The sequence below is a fragment of the Variovorax sp. LjRoot130 genome, assembly GCF_964253755.1.
Lineage (GTDB): Bacteria > Pseudomonadota > Gammaproteobacteria > Burkholderiales > Burkholderiaceae_C > Variovorax.
The window spans coordinates 890947-912791 of record NZ_CAXURM020000001.1 but is presented as its reverse complement, the minus strand read 5'-3'; the positions used below and the strand labels follow the sequence as shown (position 1 = coordinate 912791).

At 68.1% G+C, this 21845-nt stretch carries 22 protein-coding genes; 12 read left to right on the top strand and 10 right to left on the bottom strand.

What is annotated here, in order from left to right; all coding sequences use genetic code 11:
- The first annotated feature begins 31 nt into the window (after positions 1-31).
- The 6 genes from ACSQ86_RS04580 (at position 32) to ACSQ86_RS04555 (ending at position 6668) form a co-directional block, all read left to right on the top strand.
- Positions 32-1093: an MBL fold metallo-hydrolase gene (locus tag ACSQ86_RS04580; RefSeq protein ID WP_436302838.1), complete on the top strand. Its 1062-nt coding sequence runs from the start codon at positions 32-34 to the stop codon at positions 1091-1093.
- On the top strand, positions 1090-2418 hold the full coding sequence (locus tag ACSQ86_RS04575; protein ID WP_436302837.1) for a leucine-rich repeat-containing protein kinase family protein: 1329 nt from the start codon (positions 1090-1092) through the stop codon (positions 2416-2418). Before ACSQ86_RS04580 ends, ACSQ86_RS04575 begins: the two co-directional genes overlap by 4 nt.
- A 13-nt stretch (positions 2419-2431) precedes the next feature.
- The gene (locus ACSQ86_RS04570) at positions 2432-3346 is read left to right on the top strand and encodes a pseudouridine synthase (RefSeq protein WP_436302836.1); all 915 of its coding nucleotides are present in this window, start codon (positions 2432-2434) and stop codon (positions 3344-3346) included.
- Between the two features lie 61 nt (positions 3347-3407).
- On the top strand, positions 3408-4037 hold the full coding sequence (locus ACSQ86_RS04565) for a response regulator (RefSeq protein ID WP_436308545.1): 630 nt from the start codon (positions 3408-3410) through the stop codon (positions 4035-4037).
- A complete protein-coding gene (locus ACSQ86_RS04560) occupies positions 4030-5841 on the top strand; it encodes an ATP-binding response regulator (protein WP_436302835.1) in 1812 nt (603 codons plus the stop codon). The genes ACSQ86_RS04565 and ACSQ86_RS04560 overlap by 8 nt, the downstream gene beginning before the upstream one ends.
- A gap of 56 nt (positions 5842-5897) precedes the next feature.
- Positions 5898-6668: an SDR family oxidoreductase gene (locus tag ACSQ86_RS04555; protein WP_093109471.1), complete on the top strand. Its 771-nt coding sequence runs from the start codon at positions 5898-5900 to the stop codon at positions 6666-6668.
- Between the two features lie 12 nt (positions 6669-6680).
- Here the strand turns inward: ACSQ86_RS04555 and ACSQ86_RS04550 are convergent, their stop codons facing one another.
- The 6 genes from ACSQ86_RS04550 to ACSQ86_RS04525 all read right to left on the bottom strand — a co-directional run bounded on the left by ACSQ86_RS04550 (position 6681) and on the right by ACSQ86_RS04525 (position 13296).
- Positions 6681-7571 carry a M48 family metallopeptidase gene (locus ACSQ86_RS04550; protein ID WP_436302834.1) on the bottom strand — a complete coding sequence of 297 codons (891 nt, stop codon included), beginning with the start codon at positions 7569-7571 and terminating at the stop codon, positions 6681-6683.
- 9 nt (positions 7572-7580) lie between these two features.
- A complete protein-coding gene (locus tag ACSQ86_RS04545) occupies positions 7581-8336 on the bottom strand; it encodes a lysophospholipid acyltransferase family protein (RefSeq protein WP_093109469.1) in 756 nt (251 codons plus the stop codon).
- Positions 8336-8917, bottom strand: coding sequence for a D-glycero-beta-D-manno-heptose 1,7-bisphosphate 7-phosphatase (gene gmhB, locus ACSQ86_RS04540; RefSeq protein ID WP_093109468.1), 582 nt, complete (start codon positions 8915-8917; stop codon positions 8336-8338). The genes ACSQ86_RS04545 and gmhB overlap by 1 nt, the downstream gene beginning before the upstream one ends.
- A 10-nt stretch (positions 8918-8927) precedes the next feature.
- Positions 8928-11078, bottom strand: coding sequence for a glycine--tRNA ligase subunit beta (glyS, locus tag ACSQ86_RS04535; RefSeq protein ID WP_436302833.1), 2151 nt, complete (start codon positions 11076-11078; stop codon positions 8928-8930).
- 3 nt (positions 11079-11081) lie between these two features.
- Positions 11082-11987 carry a glycine--tRNA ligase subunit alpha gene (glyQ, locus tag ACSQ86_RS04530; RefSeq protein WP_093109466.1) on the bottom strand — a complete coding sequence of 302 codons (906 nt, stop codon included), beginning with the start codon at positions 11985-11987 and terminating at the stop codon, positions 11082-11084.
- A 238-nt stretch (positions 11988-12225) separates the two neighbouring features.
- Positions 12226-13296, bottom strand: coding sequence for an asparaginase (locus ACSQ86_RS04525; protein ID WP_436302831.1), 1071 nt, complete (start codon positions 13294-13296; stop codon positions 12226-12228).
- A 229-nt stretch (positions 13297-13525) separates the two neighbouring features.
- Here ACSQ86_RS04525 and ACSQ86_RS04520 point away from each other — a divergent pair, with 229 nt between their 5' ends.
- A complete protein-coding gene (locus ACSQ86_RS04520; RefSeq protein WP_436306254.1) occupies positions 13526-14161 on the top strand; it encodes a TetR family transcriptional regulator C-terminal domain-containing protein in 636 nt (211 codons plus the stop codon).
- On the opposite strand, the gene ACSQ86_RS04515 is transcribed toward ACSQ86_RS04520, so the two are convergent.
- Genes ACSQ86_RS04515 through ACSQ86_RS04500 form a run of 4 tightly spaced genes read right to left on the bottom strand, consistent with a single transcriptional unit; the run spans position 14158 to position 17462 of the window.
- Complete coding sequence (locus ACSQ86_RS04515) at positions 14158-15882, bottom strand: SagB/ThcOx family dehydrogenase (protein ID WP_436302830.1); 1725 nt, start codon at positions 15880-15882, stop codon at positions 14158-14160. The two genes, ACSQ86_RS04520 and ACSQ86_RS04515, sit on opposite strands and share 4 nt — an antisense overlap.
- 25 nt (positions 15883-15907) lie before the next feature.
- The gene (locus tag ACSQ86_RS04510) at positions 15908-16108 is read right to left on the bottom strand and encodes a DUF6494 family protein (protein WP_093109463.1); all 201 of its coding nucleotides are present in this window, start codon (positions 16106-16108) and stop codon (positions 15908-15910) included.
- 19 nt (positions 16109-16127) lie between these two features.
- Entirely contained in the window at positions 16128-16781 is a 654-nt protein-coding gene (locus ACSQ86_RS04505; RefSeq protein ID WP_436302829.1) for a 2OG-Fe(II) oxygenase family protein, read from the bottom strand.
- An 18-nt stretch (positions 16782-16799) separates the two neighbouring features.
- Positions 16800-17462: a redoxin domain-containing protein gene (locus tag ACSQ86_RS04500; RefSeq protein WP_436302828.1), complete on the bottom strand. Its 663-nt coding sequence runs from the start codon at positions 17460-17462 to the stop codon at positions 16800-16802.
- Between the two features lie 176 nt (positions 17463-17638).
- Here ACSQ86_RS04500 and ACSQ86_RS04495 point away from each other — a divergent pair, with 176 nt between their 5' ends.
- The 5 genes from ACSQ86_RS04495 (at position 17639) to ACSQ86_RS04475 (ending at position 21841) form a co-directional block, all read left to right on the top strand.
- Positions 17639-18226, top strand: coding sequence for an NAD(P)H-dependent oxidoreductase (locus ACSQ86_RS04495; RefSeq protein ID WP_436302826.1), 588 nt, complete (start codon positions 17639-17641; stop codon positions 18224-18226).
- 32 nt (positions 18227-18258) lie between these two features.
- Entirely contained in the window at positions 18259-19125 is an 867-nt protein-coding gene (locus ACSQ86_RS04490; RefSeq protein ID WP_093109459.1) for a creatininase family protein, read from the top strand.
- 67 nt (positions 19126-19192) lie between these two features.
- Positions 19193-20188, top strand: a complete 996-nt coding sequence (locus tag ACSQ86_RS04485) for an ABC transporter substrate-binding protein (protein WP_244503970.1) — start codon at positions 19193-19195, stop codon at positions 20186-20188.
- Positions 20189-20195: 7 nt separating this feature from the next.
- The gene (locus ACSQ86_RS04480; RefSeq protein WP_436302824.1) at positions 20196-21038 is read left to right on the top strand and encodes an ABC transporter ATP-binding protein; all 843 of its coding nucleotides are present in this window, start codon (positions 20196-20198) and stop codon (positions 21036-21038) included.
- The gene (locus ACSQ86_RS04475) at positions 21035-21841 is read left to right on the top strand and encodes an ABC transporter permease (protein WP_093109457.1); all 807 of its coding nucleotides are present in this window, start codon (positions 21035-21037) and stop codon (positions 21839-21841) included. The genes ACSQ86_RS04480 and ACSQ86_RS04475 overlap by 4 nt, the downstream gene beginning before the upstream one ends.
- Positions 21842-21845 lie beyond the last annotated feature (4 nt).

The following is a 21845-nucleotide window of genomic DNA, read 5'->3' as shown; positions in this document are numbered from 1 at the left end:
CCCCTGACGTTTACGTTAACGTCAATCGTACATGAACCTCCTCGAACGCGAACTCCAATACCCCTTCGGCGACACGCTGCCTGCACCGGGCGAGACTTTCGAGGTCGCGCCCGGCGTGCGCTGGATCCGCATGGCGCTGCCCTTCGCGCTCGACCACATCAACCTCTGGCTCTTGCGCGACACGCTCGACGGCGTCGAGGGCTGGACGGTGGTGGACTGCTGCATCGCCCACGATGCCTCGCGGGCGCAGTGGGAGCAAATCTTCACCACCCAGCTCGAAGGCCTGCCGATCCTGCGCGTGCTCGTGACCCACATGCACCCCGACCACATCGGCCTGGCCGACTGGCTGTGCGAGCGCTGGAACGCACCGCTGTGGATCAGCGCCACCGACTACCACGTGGCGCGCGTGCTCACCAGCGCCGGCGACACGCTGGCCGGCGGCGACGCGGCGGCGGACTTCTTCGCCTCGCACGGCCTGGTCGACCCCGAATCGGTGGCCAAGATTCGCGCGCGCAGCAACTACTACGCGAACATGGTGCCCGCGGTGCCGGCCAGCTTCGTGCGCCTGCTCGACGGCGCCACGGTCTCGATCGGCGGGCGCGCCTGGCGCTGCATCAGCGGCTACGGCCACGCGCCCGAGCACATCGCGCTCTATTGCGAGGAGCTTGGCGCGCTGCTCGGCGGCGACATGATGCTGCCGCGCATCTCGACCAACGTGAGCGTGCATGCGGGCGAGCCCGAGGCCAATCCGCTGCGCCTCTTCCTCGACAGCATCGAGCGCTTCAAGACCCTGCCTGCGGGCACGCTGGGCCTGCCCTCGCACGGCAAGCCCTTCACCGGCATCCACCGGCGCGTCGAGCAGTTGCAGGAGCACCATCGCGACCGCCTGGCCGAGCTGCTGGAGGCCTGCACGCAGAAGCCGCACAGCGCGGCCGAGGGCCTGCCGATCCTGTTCAAGCGCCAGCTCGATCTGCACCAGATGACTTTTGCGATGGGCGAGACGGTGGCCCACCTGCACCTCTTGTGGTTCGAAGGGCTGCTGCAGCGCCGCAAGGGCGAGGACGGCGTCTACCGCTTCGGCGTGTTCGCATGAACAACACGCTGGCCCAGCTGCGTGAGGGCCGGCTGGCCGGTGTCCGGCGGCTGGACCTCGCGTGCGGACTCACCGAGTTCCCGCGCGAGATCTTCGAACTGGCGGACACGCTGGAGGTGCTCGATCTCTCGGGCAATGCGCTCAGCGCCCTGCCGGACGACCTGGGCCGGCTGCACCGGCTGCGGGTGCTCTTCTGCTCGAACAACCGCTTCACGCGTCTGCCCGAATCGGTGGGGCAATGCGCGCAACTCGATATGGTGGGCTTCAAGGCCAATCGCATCCGCAGCGTGCCGGCCGCCTCGCTGCCGGCGTCGCTGCGCTGGCTGATCCTGACGGACAACGAGATCGAGGCCCTGCCGCCCACCATCGGCCGCTGCACGCGGCTGCAGAAGCTGATGCTTGCCGGCAACCGCCTGCAGTCGCTGCCGGCCGAGATGGCCGCCTGCCAAGGGCTCGAGCTGCTGCGCATCTCGGCCAACCGCCTCGATGCCCTGCCCGAATGGCTGCTCTCGCTGCCGCGGCTTTCGTGGCTGGCTTTCGCGGGCAATCCCTTCGACGATCGAGCCGAAGCGGCGGCGCTGGCCGCAGAGGCCATTCCGGCCATCGACTGGAACTCTCTCTCGCTGCAACACAAGCTCGGTGAAGGCGCTTCCGGCCTGATTCATCAGGCGGACTGGACCGGGGCTGACGGTGGCATCCAACCGGTGGCAGTCAAGCTGTTCAAGGGTGCCGTCACCAGCGACGGCTGGCCTCACAGCGAGATGGCGGCCTGCATCGCCGCCGGCGCGCACCCCAACCTGATAGCAGTGCGGGGCCAGGTCGGCAACCACCCCGAGGCCACGCCCGGCCTCGTGCTGGCGCTGGTGGATCCGCGCTTCGCCAACCTGGCCGGCCCGCCCAGCCTGGCTTCCTGCACGCGCGACGTCTATGCCGATGCCGCCGGCTGGCCGGTGCCGACCGCGCTGCGCATGGCGCGCGGCATCGCCTCGGCCGCGGCACAGCTGCATGCGCACGGCATCCTGCACGGCGATCTCTACGCCCACAACATCCTGTGGGACGGCCAGGGCGACTGTCTCCTGGGCGACTTCGGCGCCGCCTCCTTCCTGCCGTTGGACGACGGCGCGCAGGCCCAGGCGCTGCAGCGCATCGAGGTGTGCGCCTTCGGCCATCTGCTGGCGGAGCTGCTGGCGCGCTCCCGGCCGGCCGACGGCGAGGACCATGCCGCGCTCGCACTGCTGACTGGTCTTCAGGCACGCTGCGTGCAGCCCGAGCCCGCCGCGCGCCCGGCCTTCGCCGAGATCGCATCGGCCCTCGCAGCCGCCTGAGCGCGAACCCGCCATGCCCGCTCCCCTGCCGCTGCCCACCCGCGACGGCGTCGGCCCGAGCTGCGTCGCGCTGCCGCCCGGCCCCTGGCCCACCATCGCCGAGTTCCTGGTGCAGCGCTTCGCGGCCATCCCGCGCGCCACCTGGGAAGCGCGCATGCGCTCGGGCGAAGTGGTCGACGAGCACGGCGTGCCCGTCACCGAAACGCGGCCCTACCAGCCGCGGCTGCGCATCTACTACTACCGCTCGCTCGAGACGGAGCGCCGCATCCCTTTCGACGAAGTCATCCTGTTCCAGGACGAGCAGCTGCTGGCCGTGGACAAGCCCCATTTCCTGCCGGTCACGCCGGTGGGCAAGTACGTGCAGGAGAGCCTGCTCGTGCGCCTGAAGCGCAAGCTGGGCCTCGACGACCTGGCGCCCCTGCACCGCATCGACCGCGAGACCGCCGGCGTGGTGCTGTTCTCGGTCCAGCCCGCGACCCGCGGCATCTACCACGCGCTGTTCGCCAAGCGCGAGATCGCCAAGCACTACGAGGCCATCGTGCCCTGGCATGGCGATCTGGCGCTGCCCGCCGTGCGCCGCAGCCGCCTTGTGGACGATTCGCATTTCATGCGCATGCGGGAAGTGCCCGGCGAGCCCAACTCCGAGACGCGCCTCGAGCTGCTGGAGGCCGGCGAGGGCTGGGCCCGCCTGCTTCTCGCGCCGCGCACGGGACGCAGGCATCAGCTGCGCGTGCACTGCGCAGCGCTCGGCATGCCGATCTGCAACGACGCGATCTATCCCGAGCTTCTGCCCGAAGGCGACGAAGACTTCGAGCGGCCGCTGCAGCTCTTGGCCAAGGGGCTGGCCTTTCGCGATCCGGTCACCGGCATTCGGCGCGAATTCAAAAGTGCAAGAGCGCTTTCACTGCCGCTTCGACCAAAGTCTTAGCCCGTTCATTCCGGCCTCAATCTGATGAATACTCGGGCCAGAGGTACCGATGAACGTATTGATGATTGATGACCACGTGATGTTCTTGCAGGGCATGAAGAACCTGCTGAGCGTCCTGGTTCCCGAGCTGCGCGTGGAGACCACGGGCGAAATGACGAATGCCGCGAAGCTGGTGGAGCTCGCGGAGTTCGACCTGGTGCTGCTCGACTGGCACCTGGCCGATTGCGATGGCGAAGAGTCCATTCGCCGGCTGCGCGATGCGGGCTGCATGGCGCGCATCGTGGTGCTGTCCGGCGAGACCAACGCCACGCTGATCCGCAACTCGGTCGACCTGGGCGCGGCCGGCTTCATTCCCAAGAAGTACAGCTCGGAAATGATGGTCGCTGCGCTGCGGCACGTGCTGGCCGGACGCATCTTCCTGCCGCTGGAAACCCTCAACGCGGCCCCGCCCGATGTCGAAGCCCAGCCGAACACGGGCAACGACCCTCGGCTCGCAGGCCTCACCGCGCGCCAGATGGACGTCTACCGCGCAGCCGCGCGCGGCCTGCCCAACAAGCTCATCGCACGCCAGCTCAACATCGCCGAGTCCACCGTCAAGGCCCACCTGACCGCGGTCTACACCGCGCTCGGCGTGCGCAACCGCACCGAGGCCGCCTACCAGGCATCGCGCGAGGGCATCCGCATTGACTGACACCGCGTCCGCGCCGATTCCGCTCGCCGGCAGCACGCGCGAGGCACGCATCGGGCGCCGCATTCTCGAGCGCCGGCTGGCGCTGATCCTGCAGTACTCGCGGCGCCTGCCGCTCAACTATCTGGGCTACATTCTGGTGGCCTTCATCGTCTGGCGCCAGGGCGTGCAGGTCTGGCCCTGGATCTGGCTGGCCCTCACCGGCGCCGTGATGGTGTACCGCTGGCGCCTGGGTCTGGCAGTGGAGCGCGCCGAACCCGAGACCCAGCTGCAGTACCTGCCGCGGCTGCTGCGCGGCTTCGACCTCAACGGCATCTCGACCGCGGCCATCGTTCCCTTCGCCTTCTTCGCGCCAGGAGACTTCGCGCCACTGGCGGTGGCCGCGGTGCTGATGGCCGGCTGCACCATCGGCGCCGCCTCGGTCGCGGGCTCGCAGCGCGCCTTCGTGGGCTTCTGCACGCTCACCTTCTTGTGCCTGGCCGGCGGCTGGGCCTGGCGCGGCGGGGCGGTGGGTTACATGTTCGGGGCCGGCATCGTGCTCGTCTATTTCATGCTGCTGGCCACCGTCAGAGACCAGGGACGCATGCTGCACAAGCTCATGAACGTGGTCGACGACAACGCGGTTCTGTCCGAAGCCGTGCGCCAGGAGCGCGACCGCGCCACCGCCGCCAGCGAGGCCAAGACGCGCTTCTTCGCGGCGGCCAGCCACGATCTGCGCCAACCGCTGCATGCGCTGTCGATCAACGCGACCACGCTGGACATCCTGGCCCGGCGCGCCACCGATCCGCTCCTGAAAGAGGTGAGCCGCGGCATCGGCAGCGCGCTGCGCCAGAGCAGCAGCCTCCTGGACGGCCTGCTGGACATCTCGCGCCTCGACGCCCACACCATCGAAGCCAAGTTCGCGCCGCACGACATCGGCGCCGTGCTGCGCGCCTCGCGCGACGAATATGCGGCGCTGGCGGCGCAGCAGGGCCTCTTCATGAAGGTGCTGGCGCCCGACGCGCCGCTCTGGGGCCTCACCGACGGCGACCAGTTGATGCGCATCGTCGGCAACCTCGTGAACAACGCCATCAAGTTCACCACCAGCGGCGGCGTGACGCTGTCGGCACAGCCGGGGCCCGACGGCCGGGTCGTGGTGCGGGTGAGCGACACCGGCCCCGGCATCCCGGAGAACGAGCGCGAGCGGGTGTTCGAGGAGTTCTACCAGATCGGCAATCCCTCGCGGGACCGCGCGCAGGGCCTGGGCCTCGGGCTCGCGATCGTGCGCCGCACGGCCGACCTGTTGAAGATCGAGCTCAAGCTGGACAGCGAGCCGGGCCGCGGCACCACCTTCGAGCTCCATATCGCGCCTGCCGTTCCGTTGGACGACTCCCACCCCGAGGTGGCGAATTCGCTGGCGCGTTCCTTCGACGGCACGCGCCTGGCCGTGCTGCTGGTCGACGACGAGGCCGAGGTGCTGTCCGCGATGTGCACTTATCTGCACCAGCTGGGCTGGTCGGTGAAGGGCGTCGCCAACGGCCTCAAGGCCGAGCAGGCGCTGGCCGAAGGCTTCGAGCCCGACGTGATGGTGGTGGACTACCGCCTGCGCGAAGAGACGGGCCTCGACGTGATCGAAAGACTGCGCCAGAAGAAGCCGGATCTGCCGGCCGTGATCGTGACCGGCGAGACCGCGCCGATGCGCTTCCGCGAGTTCTCGAGCGTGGCGGCGCGCATCCTGCACAAGCCGCTCGACGGCGACCGGCTCGCGCGCACCCTGCAAGAGGTGGTGCTGGCGCTGGACGAAGAGGAACCGCTGGCACCAAGGTGACGGCGGCTGGCGCCCGTGCGCACTAAGCTCCTGCGCATATTCAGGAGACACAGCGCATGGACACCACCCGACTCTTTTCGCTCGAGGGCCGCAGCGCCCTCATCACCGGCGGTTCGCGCGGCATCGGCCGCATGATCGCCGAAGGCTTCCTGGCGCAGGGCGCCCGCGTCTACATCTCGGCGCGCAAGGCCGCGGCCTGCGACCAGACGGCCAAGGAACTCTCGGCCTTCGGCCACTGCGTCTCGCTGCCGGCCGACGTGTCGACGCTGGAGGGCGCGCAAGCCCTGGTCGACGCCTATGCCAAGCACGAGGGCACGCTCGACATCCTGGTCAACAACGCCGGCGCCGCCTGGGGCGCGCCCTACGAGGAATTTCCCGAGAGCGGCTGGGACAAGGTGGTCGACCTCAACCTCAAGACCCCCTTCTTCCTTACCAAGGCGCTGACGCCGATGCTCAAGAAGGCGGCTACCGACCACCTGGCGAAGGTCATCAACATCGCCTCGATCGACGGCATTTCGATCAATCCGCAGGAAACCTACTCGTACGCGGCCAGCAAGGCCGGGCTGATCCAGCTCACGCGCCGCATGGCGCTGCGCCTCGCGCAGGACCGCATCGTCGTCAGCGCGATCGCGCCGGGCGCCTTCGCTTCCGACATGAACAAGGTCGCGCGTGACCATGGCGACGAGATCAAGGGGCACATTCCGGCGGGACGCATCGGCGAGCCGGAAGACATGGCGGCTGCGGCGATCTACCTCGCATCGCGCGCTGGCGATTACGTGATGGGTTCGACGCTGGTCGTCGACGGCGGCGTCACGCACGCACGCTGAACGACACCCGGTTCACCACGGCGGAACCGGGTGCTCCTTGAGCTGCTGCCGCAGCGCGCCGTAGTCCGGCAGCACGCTCTCCACCGTCTCCCAGAAGCGCGGGCTGTGGTCCATCACGCGCAGGTGGCTCAGTTCGTGCGCCACCACGTAGTCGATCACCGACATCTTGAAGTGCACCAGCCGCCAATGCAGGCGGATCGCGCCGTCGGCGCTGGCGCTGCCCCAGCGCGTGGAGGCGTTCGACAGCGCCAGCTTGCGCCAGGCCACGCCGAGGCGGGGCGCAAAGTGGTCGAGCCGCTCGGTGAAGACGCGCCGCGCCTGGCGCATGAGCCAGGCTTGCGCGGCATCGCGGATCTGGGCCTGATTGGCGTTGTTCGCCAGCGCGAGGCGCAGCGTGTGCGGCGCAATGCCCGCCCCCGCATCGAGCATGGCGCCGATGCCGTCGAAGGCATGGTGCGGATCGAGCCGCACCACCACCGGCTCGCCGAGAAAGGGAAAGCTGACGCCGTCCTTCCACTCGATGCGCGCCGCTTCCAGCCGCGCATGGCGCTGCTGCGTCTCGGACAGCTTGCGCAGGATCCAGTCGGCCTTCTCCTTCACCGCGGCATCGACGTCGCGCAGCGCCACCCAGCGCGGCGCGCGCACCGACAGGCCCTCGGCACCGACCACGAAGCCGATGGTGCGGCGCTTGCCGCGCGTGAACTCGTAGGCCACGCGGGCGTCGCCCAGCACGAGCTCGCGCGTGGCGCGCGGATGGACGAAGCTGGCCGGGCTCATCGCATCGGCCAGCGGGATCGCAGGCGGGAAGACGGTGCCCGCCGGCGCTTGTTCGACGGCGGGCGCAGGCGCAGGCGGCGCAGGCTCGTCGAACAGGTCGAGCGTGAACTGCAGCAGGCTGCGCATGGCCGGGCCTCAGGCCGAAACCGTCTCGGTCGAGACGTAGGCCTCGGGATCGAGCCGGCGCATCTCGCCCTCGATCCAGGCCTCGACCTCGCGCATCAGCTCGTCGGGCCGGCGCCCGACGCTCGAAATGGCCGGGCCGATCGAGACATCGACCACGCCCGGGCGCTTGATGAAGGCCTTGCGCGGCCAGACCTTGGCCGAGGTCACGGCGATCGGGATCACCGGCACGCCGGTCTCGCACGCGAGCCGAGTGCCGCCGGTCTTGTAGACGCCCTGCCGGCCGCGCGGAATGCGCGTGCCTTCGGGAAACATGATGATCCAGATGCCCTGCGCCAGCAGCTCGCGGCCCCGCGCGACGACCTTGTTGAAAGCCTGCGTGCGCTGGCTGCGGTCGATGTGGATCATGTCGAGCCGCGCCATGGCCCAGCCGAAGAAGGGCACGTAGATCAGTTCCCTCTTGAACACGAAGGCCAGCGGATGCGGCATCAGCGTGGGCATCAGGAAGGTCTCGAAGGTCGACTGGTGCTTGACCAGCAGCACGCAGCCGGCGAGCTTGTCCTGCGGCAGGTTCTCCATGCCGCTCACGCGCGTCTTGATGCCCAGCAGCAGCCGCGCGCCGCCGATGGCCCAGCCGAGCCAGCGCGCGGCCATCCAGTACAGCGGAATGCCGCGCTTCCAGAGCGAGCTGACCACCATGATGATGCCCCAGGGGATCACCGTGACGAGCATCCACAGCGCGTGGACGAGAGAGCGAAGGAAGGCCATCAGACGGCCACCTGCAGGGTGGCCTGCTGCTCTTCGCGTTCCAGCAGGAAGTCGACGAAAGCCGCCAGATCGTCGTGGACCTGCGTGTTCGGCGGGTACTCGGGCGGCAACGGCGTCACGCCGCGGCAGGCCGCGCCCATGCCGGTCAGCAGCAGGTGCGGCTCGCAGCCGGCGGCCGCGCCGGCCTGCATGTCGCGCAGGCTGTCGCCCGCAACCGGCACGTGGGCCAGGTCGACGCCATAGCGCTCACCGATCTGGTGGAACAGGCCAGGCTTGGGCTTGCGGCACTCGCAGCCCTCGTCGGGGCTGTGCGGGCAATAGAACACCGCATCGACGCGGCCGCCCACCGCGGCCAGCATCTTGTGCATCTTGGCGTGCATGGCGTTGAGCGAAGCCATGTCGAACAGTCCGCGGCCGAGCCCGGACTGATTGGACGCGATCACGACGTGCCAGCCGGCGTGGTTGAGCCGCGCAACCGCCTCCAGCGCGCCGGGCAGCGGCGTCCATTCGATGTCGCTCTTGACGAAGTCCTCGCGGTGCACGTTGAGCGTGCCGTTGCGGTCCAGGATGACGATTTTCATGGCGTGCCGATCAGGTGGCGAGGCGCTCGAGCTGCGCCACGCGGTTCATCGCCGCATGCAGCAGCATCAGGAGGCCGAGTCGGTTGAGGCGCAGGTCGGACTGCTCGGCATTGACCATCACGCCGTCGAAGAAGGCATCGACCGGCTCGCGCAGCGCGGCCAGGGTTTGCAGCGAGGCGGTGTAGTCGCCGGCGTCGAACTGCGCATTGGCCACGGGCACGACCTTCTGCATCGCGGCATGGAGCGCCTTTTCGGCCGGCTCCAGCAGCAGCAGCTCGCTCACGTGCGCATCGGCTTCGGGCGACTTCTTGAGGATGTTGCCGATGCGCTTGTTGGCCGCCGCCAGCGCGGGCGCCTCGGGCAGCGCGGCAAAGGCGCGCACGGCGGCCAGCAGCTTGGGCACCTCGCCGAGGCGCTGCGGCTGGGGCGCCAGCACGGCGTCGACCTCCTGGGCGCTGGCGCCCTGCTCGCGCAGGCTGCCGGCCAGGCGGTCGTAGAGGAAGGCTTCAAGCGCCTCGGTCGGGTCGGCGAGCGCGGCTTCGCCCGCCTTCGGCGCGAAGGCGGCGAAGGCCTGGCCGAGCAAGGCGCGCAGTTCGATCGGCAGCTGGCGCTCGATCAACATGCGGATCACGCCCAGTGCATGACGGCGCAGCGCGAAGGGATCGCGGTCGCCGGTGGGCAGGTTGCCGATGCCGAACATACCCACCAGGGTCTCGAGCTTGTCGGCCAGCGCGACCACGATGCCGACGGGGTTGCGCGGCAGCTCGTCGCCCGCGAAGCGCGGCTTGTAATGGTCTTCGACCGCATCGGCCACCGCGGGCTCGAGCCCGTCGTGCAGCGCGTAGTAGCGGCCCATGGTGCCCTGCAGCTCGGGGAACTCGCCGACCATGTCGGTCACCAGGTCGGCCTTGGCCAACTGGGCGGCCTGCACCGCGTGCGGCGCTAGCGTGCTGTCGTGCGACGCGGCGCCCAGCTGCTCGCCGATGGCGTGCGCGATGCGCATCACGCGCTGCACGCGTTCGCCCTGGGTGCCCAGCTTGTTGTGATAGACCACCTTGGCCAGCGACTCGACGCGCGAGGCCAGCGATTTCTTGCGGTCCTGGTCGAAGAAGAACTTGGCGTCGGCCAGCCGCGGGCGCACCACGCGCTCGTTGCCGCCGATCACCGCGCCGGCATCGTCGGGCCGGATATTGCTGACCACCAGGAACTTGTGGGTGAGCCGGCCCGCGGCGTCGAGCAACGGAAAGTACTTCTGGTTGGCCTTCATCGTGAGGATGAGGCACTCCTGCGGCACATCGAGGAACTCGCGCTCGAACTCGCACACCAGAACGTTGGGGCGTTCGACCAGCGCCGTGACTTCGTCGAGCAGCGCGTCGTCGTCGATCGGCTGCGAGCCGGTGCCGACCGTCAACGCCGCCTCGGCCAGCTGGCGCGCGATCTCGAAGCGGCGCGCCTCGAAGCCGGCGATCACGGCGCCTTCGTCGGCCAGTTGCGCCGCATAGCTGTTGGCGTCGCGCAGCACAATCGGATCGACCTGCGCCTCGAAGCGGTGGCCATGCGTTTCGCGCCCGGCCGAAAGGCCCAGCGCCTCGACCGGAACCACCGTGTCGCCATGCAGCGCCACCAGCCCGTGGGCCGGACGCACGAAGCTCACGCTGCTCCAGCCGGGCAGCTCGCAGCCGGTCTCGAGCTGGTAGCTCATGACCTTGGGGATCGGCAGCTTGGCGATGCTCTCGGCCAGCGCCTTCTGCAGCCCCTCGGCCAGCGTCGCGCCGCGGGCGGTGCTTTCGAAGAACAGGGCTTCGGCCTTGCCGTCCATCGCGCGCTTGAGGCCGGGCACGGCCGAGGCGTCGGCGCCCAGCGCGGCGAGGCGCTTGAGCAGTGCGGGGCTTGCGTTGCCGGAGGCATCGAGCCCCACCGTCGCCGGCATGAGCTTCTGCGAGACCGCGCGGTCGGCGGCCTGCCCCAGGACGTTCGTGAGGTGCGCCGCGAGGCGCCTCGGCGAGGCGTAGGCGGTGAGCACCGAGCCGGCATCGGCCAGGCCCTGGGCCACCAGCTGGTCGCGCAGCACGCCGGCGAAGGCGTCGCCGAGCTTCTTCAGCGCCCTGGGAGGAAGTTCCTCGACGAAGAGTTCGACGAGCAGGTTGTTCTTGGAGGTCATCGCTCAGGCCGCCTTCTTCGAGATCTCAGCGACCCATTCGCGCGGCGCCATCGGGAATCCGAGCCGTTCGCGGCTTTCGTAGTAGCTCTGCGCGACGCTGCGCGCGAGATTGCGGATGCGGCCGATATAGGCCGCGCGTTCGGTCACGCTGATCGCGCCGCGCGCGTCCAGCAGATTGAAGCTGTGGGCCGCCTTGAGCACCTGCTCGTAGGCCGGCAGCGCAAGCTTTTGTTCCATCAGGTATTTCGCCTGCTTCTCGTGCGCGGCGAAGGCGGTGAACAGGAAGTCGGCGTCGCTGTGCTCGAAGTTGTAGGTCGATTGTTCGACCTCGTTCTGGTGGTACACGTCGCCATAGCTGATGCCGGGCGCCCATTCCAGTTCGTAGATGCTTTCCTTGCCCTGCAGGTACATCGCGAGCCGCTCCAGCCCGTAGGTGATCTCGCCGGTGATCGGCCTGCAGTCGATGCCGCCGACCTGCTGGAAGTAGGTGAACTGCGTCACCTCCATGCCGTTGAGCCAGACCTCCCAGCCCAGGCCCCAGGCACCGAGCGTCGGGTTCTCCCAATCGTCCTCGACGAAACGGATGTCGTTCTTCTTGAGATCGAAGCCCAGCGCTTCGAGCGAGCCGAGGTAGAGCTCGAGGATGTTGCTCGGCGCCGGCTTCAGCACGACCTGGTACTGGTAGTAGTGCTGCAGGCGGTTCGGGTTCTCGCCGTAGCGGCCGTCCTTGGGGCGGCGGCTCGGCTGCACGTAGGCAGCTTTCCAGGGCTCGGGGCCCAGCGCTCGCAGGAAGGTGGCGGTGTGCGAGGTGCCGGCGCCCACCTCCATGTCGTAGGGCTGCAGCAGCGCGCAGCCCTGGGCGTCCCAGTAGGACTGAAGCTTGAGGATGATTTGTTGGAAGGTCAGCATGGTGGGCCTGGTGGCCGGTCGGAGGCAGGCGGCTTCCGACGCGACGAACCGGTCATTTTAAGAGCGCCCAGACGCAGGAACGGCCGCAGGGCTTGCGCCACTGCGGCCGGTTGTGCGGAGCCAGGTGTCGCGCCTTCCTCCGCGGAACACCGCGGAACCGGCTTTGCCGGGCCGCTGGTGTTGCCCCCTCGAAGGGGGTTGGCGAAGCGACACGAAGTGCGCGAAGCCTGGGGGTGGGCTAATACTCCCAGAAGATGCGCTGGAGCTGCTTCGGATCGTTGGTCTTGGTGAGGGCCACCATTGCCAGGATGCGCGCCTTCTGCGGCTTCAGGTCGTGCGCGACCACCCAGTCGTACTTGTCGTCGGGCTGCTCGGCGTTGCGGATCACGAAGCCGTCGGACACGCGCGAGCTGCGGATGATCTGCACACCGTCGCCGCGCAGCTTCTGCAGCACCGGCACGATGCGGTCGGCCACCGAGCCGTTGCCGGTGCCGGCGTGGATCAGCGCCTTCACGCCGCTCTTGCCCAGCGCGTCGATCGCGGTGGCAGGTACGCTGCCGTAGCCGTAGACGATGTCGACCGCGGGCAGCGCCGTGATCTCGTCGATGTTGAACTCCGACTGCGTCGTGTGGCGCTTGACCGGCGCGCGGAACCAGTAGTTCTTGCCTTCGACGATCATGCCCAGCGGGCCCCACTGGCTCTTGAAGGCCTCGGTCTTGATGTTGACGACCTTGCTGACGTCGCGGCCGCTCTGGATTTCGTCGTTCATCGTCACCAGCACGCCCTTGCCGCCGGCATCCTTGCTGGCGGCGACGTTGACGGCGTCGAACAGGTTCAGCGCGCCGTCGGCCGAGAGCGCCGTGCCCGGGCGCATCGAGCCGACCACGATGATCGGCTTGGACGTGCGCACCACCAGATTCAGGAAGTAGGCGGTTTCCTCCAGCGTGTCGGTGCCATGGGTGATCACGATGCTGTCGACGTCGGCCTGCTTCGACAGCGCCGAAACGCGCTTGGCCAGCACCATCAGGTTGTCGTTGGTGAAGCTTTCCGAGGCGATCTGGAACACCTGCTCGCCGCGCACGTTGGCGACCTTGGAGATCTCGGGCAGGCCGGCGATCAGCTTGTCGACCGGCACCTTTGCGGCGGCATAGGTGGCGCTGTTGACGGCCGAGGCGCCGGCGCCGGCGATGGTGCCGCCGGTCGCGAGGATCACGACGTTGGGCAGGGATTGCTGGGCGTGCGCGATGGCGCTGGCGGCGACCAGCGCGGCGGCCGCCGCGAAGCTGCGGAAACGGGGGGCGAAGAACATGGAAGCTCCTGTTGGGGTGTGACTAACTTCACGAAGCCGCGAGACGATACAGGAAGCGTGCCACGCCGTCACAGCCCTGAAATGCCTTGTGTGCATGCGACGATGCAGGCCGCCCGGCAGCGCGCCGCGGGCGAGATCGGATCGAAGCGCTACCATCGCCACGGCGGCACAGCCCGCCCAAGCGATGACGAGCCCAACCCTTTCCCCCGCGCCCGTAGCGGCGCAGCAGATGCCGGCGCCGGACGGCCCGCTGTCGCGTGCCCGGCCGGGGCGCGAACGCATCCTGGCCGCGATCCGCAGCGCGGCCATCGCCGAATTCAGCCTGCATGGCCTGAAGGGCACTTCGACCCAGGCGATCGCGGCGCGCGCCGGCCTCACCAAGCCCCAGCTGCACTACTACATCGCCGGCAAGGAAGAGCTCTACGAAGAACTGCTGATGCAGGTGCTGCACGACTGGAAGGTGGTGTTCTCCTTCGAGGAGCATGCCAACGACCCGGGGGCCGTGCTGGGCGACTACATCCGCAAGAAGCTCGACCACGCCTTCGACAACCCCGAGATCTCGCGCATCTTCACGCGCGAAGTGCTCGACGGCGGCCGCAACCTCGAGCGGTACTGGCCCAACGCGCGCGCCTGGACGCAAAAGAAGGTCGACATCATCAACGGCTGGATCGCGCGCGGGCAGATGCGGCCGCTGGATGCGCGCCTGCTCTTGATGCACATCTGGGCGATGACGCAGAGCTACGCCGACTACGCGCTGCAGACGCGCGTGATGCTCGGGCTGCCGCCGGATGCGCCGATCGATCGCGAACCGATCGCGCGCGAGCTGGTGGCTTTCGTGCTGGGCGGCTGCGGGATCAAGGCTTAGTCCTTCTTGTCCTGCGCATGCGCACCGTAGGGCGCCAGCGTGGTCAGCCGGCTGTCCTGCACCGGGCCGCCAACCGTGAAGTGATAGAGCGACTGGAACTCCAGGTCGCTGAAGCCGAACACCTGGTGCACCGGGTCGTCGAAGAAGCAGCCGATGCCCGTGGCTCCGATGCCCGCCGCTTCGGCTTCCAGGTAGAGCACCTGCCCGATCACCCCGGTTTCCCAGAAGAGCGGGCGATAGAACCAGGGGCCGTGCGTGAACAAGGCGTCCCGATACTCGGCGATCATGCCGAGCGAAAAGACCCCGTCGCCCGCGATGTCCTGCGAGCAGCTCACTTGCGTCGCGAGCTGTCTCGCATCGCCGCTTTCCAGCCTGTGAAGGGGAAGGTCCGCCGGGCATCCAGGGGGCCTGGACCAGTCGAAGTGCCGATGCATGGCGCGCTTCAGCTTGTCCAGTTTGGCCGGGTCGCGGACGAGTACGTACAGCCCTGGGTCGAGCCCGTCCACCCGATGAACGAACAAGGCGAGGTGGATGCGCGGCTCCCAGGCCATGGCATCCCAGGGCAACGGCCGCCGGTTCGCCTCCAGTTCCACGCGCGGCATCACGCGCGCGAGCATGGCGTAGAAGCGCTCGGCCGTGATCGAGGTCCGGCCGTCGCAGGCCAGGAGGCTGCGCCGCTGGCGGATGATCCTGCCCGCCGACGGCCCGATCGGGAACGCTGCGCTTCGATGCGCCGGGGCTGGCGCGTCGAACAGGTCCAAGCCATCGCGCTCGCCGGTCGGTTGGCGTGAGGCGAGCGTCACCTCGTCGATGACGGCCCAGTCGACCGGGTCGTCGCGGCTGAGTCGGTTCGCCGTTCCGCACCAGTCTTGCTGCGTGAGCTCGCGCGCCAGCAGCGGATCCAGGCCGAGCGGCAACGCGCGCTGCGCGCCTGCACACCACCGCCCGGCCGCCTCGTTCGGCCAGACGAGCATGACGAGCTCCGGCTGTTCGCGCTCGGCGCCTGCGAAGTCCTCGGCCCGGTTCAGCCCCAGCAAGGCTTCGATGCTTTCATCGGCCAGGCCATGGAGCACGACAGCGCTCCATCCCAGGGTCCCGGCTGCGATGCGAAGCGTGCCGATGGCATGGCCCGCGTCGTGCTGGCAATAGCGGAACGCGCGTTCGCCGTACTTCCACGCTTCGCGCCAGTGGATGGACGAGAGTCCGACCAGAAAGGCCTCTGGGGGAAACTCTCGCATCAGCTGCGCGAACCACTCAGCGGAGGCGTTGGCACGCCGTTCCAGACCGTGCTCTCTCGGCGCGTAGTGGTACAGGCCGGGTGCCGGCGCCAGCCCGGGACACGCGCCGATCAGCAGGTAGCCCTCGGTGGGATGCAGGTTGCCGCTCGAAGGGTTGCTGCGCAGCGCCCAACGCGTGCCGCCCGCCTGCTTCCAGGCCGACAGCGCAAGCGCGTACTCGAACAGCCGCGACAGCGAGCGGACCATGACGGGCGCGCTCGGCACCGCGCCCCGACGATAGATCTCCTGGTAGCGAGGCGACACCGGCTCTTCGTCCGCGCCAAGGATGGGCAACTGCGTGAGCGGCGCCCCCTCGTAACGGCGGAACGGGTTGGGTTGGTTCACCCAATCCAGGGTGCCGGCGGAGCGCGCATAGCGGTGGAACTGGTGCTTGGTGCACTCGTGGTAGCGCAGCACCGCTTCGAGCTTGTCGGCGTCGTGCATCTCGGCGGTCGCCGGCGGCGGACGCTCAATTCAGCTTGATGTCGCCGTCGAACCCGACCTTGAGCCCCAGCGCCGGGATCTCCAGGGTCATGGTGGCAGCAAAGGTCTCGGCGCCGGTGCCGGCGGCGACGGCCTTCGCCACCGCCTGCTCGATTTCGCGCTGCGAGCTGACGCCGACCATCTTGAGGAACTTGCGAATGCTGAGGTTGAGTGTCTCGTCGTCCATCAGGATCTCCCGGTTGGTGTTACCAGAGCGGCTTGCTCAACTGCTGCGTGAACGAAGAGAACATCACGTTGAAGCTGACGCTGATTCGTTCTTCTTCGCTCAGGTTGGCATCGACGGAGTGCTCCAGGAAGGAGGGAAACATCAGAAGCGTTCCTTTGCGCACCTTGACCACCACCTGGTCGGTGTTGTCAGCAGTCAGTTCCACGACCGGGGGCCTGATGACGGCGGTCTGACGCCTCGGGTCATGAAAGTTGATGGCGTCGGCGCCCGGTGGGGTGCACACGTAGTAGACACCGCTCAGGAAATTGTTGGGGTGGCTGTGAATCTTGTGTGCGGCGCCCTTGGCCAGCACGGTGGCCCAGTAGGCCGTGATCTCGAAGGCGGCATCGCCGATTCGCAGAAATCGCAGAAATCGCAGGATGCTCGTGACGCCGCGACGGACACACGAAACCAGCTCGCGAAAGTCCTCGCGTTCATGCAGGGCCTGCCCCGACTGCCAGCCGCGGCCGGCTTCGAGCGGCGGCAGGCCGCGCCGCATGTCGGCCAGCGCTGCGAGGATGCTTCGTGCCAGCGCGTCGCGCAAGCCGGCCTCGAACTGGATTTTCCAGACCAGGCTGGGGAACATCGGAATGACATCCGAGGCTTCCATCCACCGGTTGCTTTCCTTGACCATGGCCGCGCCTCGTCAGCATCACAGGCTGCCGGCGGCGGCGATGATCTGCGCCGCGCTCGGGAAGATGCTGAGGCTGTTGGGCCCGTCGAGCGCCTCGATCTGTGCCCACGCGACGATGCCGGCTCCATCGACCAGGAAGTGGCCGGCGAGCTGAGTGGCGTGGTTCGCGAGGATCGCAGTATCGACTTCGTCGAGCTCGAAGCCGTCCATGGCGTTGAGGATGGCGTTGCTTGCCATCGGCTGCGTCGGTTCCGGCAGCTCGCCGGTCGGGTTGATGCGCGCGGCTTCGAATTCCGCCATGCTCGCACGCGAAGGCCATTCGGACCGCTCGCTGCTGCCTTCGGGCAGGAATTCGATGTGCGGCACGCCGAAGGCCTGGTGCGTGCGGCAATCCGGGTCGCTCAGAAGCATGATCGGCGTCGGGTGGTAGCGGAAGTACAGCCGGGCGCGTTCGAGCGGCGTGTTGATCACGGCCAGGGTCTCGACCCCGATGGCGCGCAGCGCAGGCTGCAGGGCACCGAGCTGCATCACCTGCCGCCGGCAGAACGGGCAGTGCAGCCCGCGGAAGAAGCCGATCAGGAACGGGCGACCACGCAGGTCGGCGAGAGAGACTGCGCCTTCGACATTGATCGCGGGAAGCGCGAACTCGGGCGCGGGTTCTCCAGGTTGCAGCGGGCGCATCGGGTCTCCCACGGCATGTTCCTTTGTTGTGCGTTCAGGCGAACGACGGAAATTCGACCGTATCACTTGTCGAAGGAAGGCACAACGAGCAAGACCACTCCCTCTTTCGGTGCGGGATCGCTGGCATGTCGCTTGCATAAGCTGACCACTTGCTCTGATTAAGCGGTCAAACACCCATGCGCGTGCTCGTCGTCTACTGCCACCCGGTCGAAACCAGCTTCCACGCCGCCCTGCACCAGGAAGTGCTGCGCAACCTGCGCGCGGCCGGGCACGAGGTGGACGATTGCGATCTCTACGCCGAAGGCTTCAATCCCGTGCTCTCGCGCGAGGAGCGCCTGGGCTACCACGAGGTGCCGAGCAACCAGTTGCCGCTCAGGCCCTACATCGAGCGGCTGCAGTGGGCCGAGGGCATCGTGTTCTGCTTTCCGACTTGGTGCTTCGGCCTGCCGGCGATGCTCAAGGGCTACTTCGACCGCCTCTTCATGCCGGGCGTGGCCTTCGACCTCAGCGACCCGGCCAACGTGAAACCGATGCTGACGCACATCAAGCGCATCTCGGCCGTCGTGACCTACGGCCGCCCGCGCTGGGTGGCCTGGTACATGGGCGACCCGCCGCGCAAGATCGTGACGCGCTACATGCCGCGCCTCACCGGCCGGCAGGCGCGCGTCGACTACCACGCGCACTACCACATGAACGTGGCGACCGAGCCCCAGCGGAAACGCTTCATGCAGCGCGTCGGCGACGCGATGGCGCGCTTCGCCTGAGCACACCCCCCTCTTCCCACACAGGACGCCCCATGCTCCACGGCTACATCCCGCCCCACCGCTTCCTGCCCTACCTGAGCTGGACCGAGATCGACGCGCTGCCCGACCGCGAGAACACGGTGATCGTGCTGCCCTGCGGCGCAATTGAGCAGCACGGGCCGCACCTGCCCTGTTCGGTCGACAGCGTGATTTCCTCCGGCGTGATGGGCAAGGCGCTCGAGCGCCTGCCGGCCGAGGTGCGCGCCTTCGCTCTGCCGACCATCACCTACGGCAAATCGGAAGAGCACCTGCACTTTCCCGGCACCATGACGCTGACCGGCACCACCTTGCTCTCGACCGTGACCGAGATCGGCGAGTCGGTCTACCGCGCCGGCTTTCGCAAGCTGCTGTTCGCCAACGGCCACGGCGGCCAGCCGCAGGTGCTGGAGATGGCCGCGCGCGAGCTGCGCCTGCGCCATGGCGACTTCGTGGTCGTGCCGCACGGCGTCTCGCGCCTGCCCAATGCCTCGAGCAGCCAAATCAGCGAACAGGAAAAGAAGCTGTCGATGCATGCCGGCCATTCCGAGACCGCGCTGATGCTCGCGCTCGCGCCCGACACGGTGCACATGGAACGTGCCGCGGCCAACTTTCCGCCGCCCTTCCCGATCAAGCTGCTGTCGGCCGACGGCCGCCCGGCCTGCGCCTGGACCGCGCGCGACTTCGGCCCGAGCGGCGTGATCGGCGACCCCACCAGCGCCACGCGCGAACAGGGCGAAGAGATCCTCGACACGCTCGCCGCGAGCTGGGTGCAGGCGCTGACCGAGCTCTACGCGCTGCGCTGGGTGGTGCGCGAAGAAGCCACCTGGGAGCGCGGGCACCAGCAGGGCTTCATCCAGTCCGCTTTCCAGCCCATTGCCTGAGGCCCGCTACTTGCATAGAGCGCCCGTTTCCATCGTTCTTTTTTTCCCACCGAGAGAGGTCCACACCATGCGCCACCATCCTGCTTTCCGCTTCGGTCAACTGGCTGCCGCAGCCGCCCTCGCCTTCGCTGTCGCCGCCCCGGCGCAAGCCCAGGACAAGTTCACCTACATGACGAACTGGTATGCGCAGGCCGAGCATGGCGGCTTCTACCAGGCAGTCGCGCAGGGCATCTACAAGAAGTACGGGCTGGACGTCACCATCAAGATGGGCGGCCCGCAGGTCAACATCACGCAGATGATGGCCGCCGGCCAGGCCGACTGCATCATGGGCTCGAGCGACATCCAGATGATGCAGGTGCGCGAAGGCGGCGTGCCGGTGGTCAACGTGGCGGCTTTCTTCCAGAAAGACCCGCAGGTGCTGATCGCGCACGACGACGTCAAGAAGTTCGAGGACCTGAAGGGCAAGACCATCCTGATCGGCTCGCAGGCCAACCGCGGCTACTGGCCCTGGCTGAAGGCCAAGTTCGGCCTCACCGACGAGCAGACGCGGCCCTACACCTTCAACATCCAGCCCTTCGTGGCCGACAAGAACACCGCGCAGCAGGGCTACCTGACCTCCGAGCCCTATGCGATCCAGAAGGCGGGCGTGAAGAGCACCGTGCTGATGTTCAGCGACCACGGCTTTCCGGCCTACGCGACCACGGTGTCGTGCATGGACAAGACCGTGAAGGAGCGCAGCAAGCAGGTGGCGGCCTTCGTCAAGGCCTCGGCCGAGGGCTGGAAAAGCTACCTGGCCGACCCGGCGCCGGCCAACGTGCTGATCAAGAAGGACAACCCCAACATGACCGACGACCAGCTGGCCTACAGCGTCGCCAAGCTCAAGGAGATGGGCATGGTCACCGGCGGCGATGCCGCGACGATGGGCATCGGCGTGATCACCGATGCGCGCGCCAAGGCGAGCTACGACTTCCTGGTCGCCGCCAAGCTGCTCGACCCGGCCAAGGTCGAGATCGCGAAGACCTACACGACCGAGTTCGTGAAGGACGCCAAGGTCCTGCCCTGACATCGTCATGAATCGCATCGAGCCCGCCGTCCTCGCGCCGCCCGCGGCACCCGCTGTACCCGCCACGCCCGCGGTCGAGGTGCTCTCGGCGGAGAAGACCTACCCCAACGGCACTCAGGCGCTGCTGCCGGTGGACCTCGCCATCGCAGAAGGCGAGTTCGTCACGCTGCTGGGCCCCTCGGGCTGCGGCAAGAGCACGCTGCTCAAGATGGTGGCCGGCATGCTGGAGCCGAGCGACGGCCGCCTCCTGCTGTGGCGCAAGCCGGTGGCCGAGCTCCACAGCTGCGCCCACAAGATGGCCTTCGTGTTCCAGTCGCCGACGCTGATGCCCTGGGCCAGCGTGCGCAGCAACGTGCGCCTGCCGCTGGATCTGGCCGGCGTGCCGCGCAAGGAGGCCGACGCCCGCGTCGCGGAGGCGCTCGAGCTGGTGGGCCTGGACAAGTTCGCGCAGGCTTTGCCGCGCGCGCTCTCCGGCGGCATGCAGATGCGCGTGTCGATCGCGCGCGGGCTGGTGACCCAGCCCGACCTGCTGCTGATGGACGAGCCCTTCGGCGCGCTGGACGAGATCACGCGCCACAAGCTCGATGCCGAGCTGCTCGACCTCTGGCGCAAGAAAAAGTTGACCGTGATCTTCGTCACCCACTCGATCCACGAGGCGGTGTTCCTGTCGAACCGCGTGATCATGATGGCGGCGCGGCCGGGCCGCGTGGTCGAGCAGGTCCTGATCGAGGAGCCCTATCCGCGCAGCGCCGACTTCATGGTCTCGCCGCAGTTCAGTCGCTATGCGAAGCGGCTGCAGGACAGCCTGCTGCGCGCCAGCAATGGCACGCACGAGGAGTCCGCGGTTTGAGCGCGCGGCTGCCTCTTCTGCAGCAGCCGCGCGCGCAGCGCGTGCTGTATCCGGTGCTGGTGGGCGTGGTGCTGCTCGCACTGTGGCAGGGGTTGGTCACGGCCATGGAGCTGCCGCCCTACCTCGTGCCCTCGCCCTACCTGATGATGAAGACGCTCATCGCCGACTGGGTGCCGCTCGGAAACGCGCTGCTCGTCACGCTGAAGATCACCGTCCTGTCCTTCGTGGCGGCCACGATCGCGGGCGTGCTGATCTCCTTCCTCTTCGTGCAGAGCAAGCGCATCGAGACCGCGCTCTTTCCCTATGCCGTGCTGCTGCAGGTGACGCCGATCGTCGCAGTGGCGCCGCTCATCATCATCTGGGTCAAGAACCCGACCGCGGCGATGGTGGTGTGCGCGGCGCTGGTCGCGCTGTTCCCGATCATCAGCAACACCACGCTCGGCCTGCGCAGCGTCGAGCCCGACCTGCAAAGCTACTTCAAGCTCAACCGTGCGACGCGCTGGCAGCAGCTGGTGCGCCTGCGCATTCCGAGCGCGCTGCCCTACTTCTTCGGCGGGCTGCGCATCTCGAGCGGCCTGGCGCTGATCGGCGCCGTCGTGGCCGAATTCGTGGCGGGCACCGGCGGCTCCGGCGCGGGGCTGGCCTACCAGATCCTGCAGGCCGGCTTCCAGCTCAACATCCCGCGCATGTTCGCGGCCTTGCTCCTGATTTCATTGACCGGCGTCGCGCTGTTCGTGCTGATGGCCTGGCTCACCAAGCTCGCGCTCGGCTCCTGGCACGCGAGCGAACTTTCACAAGACTGATTTC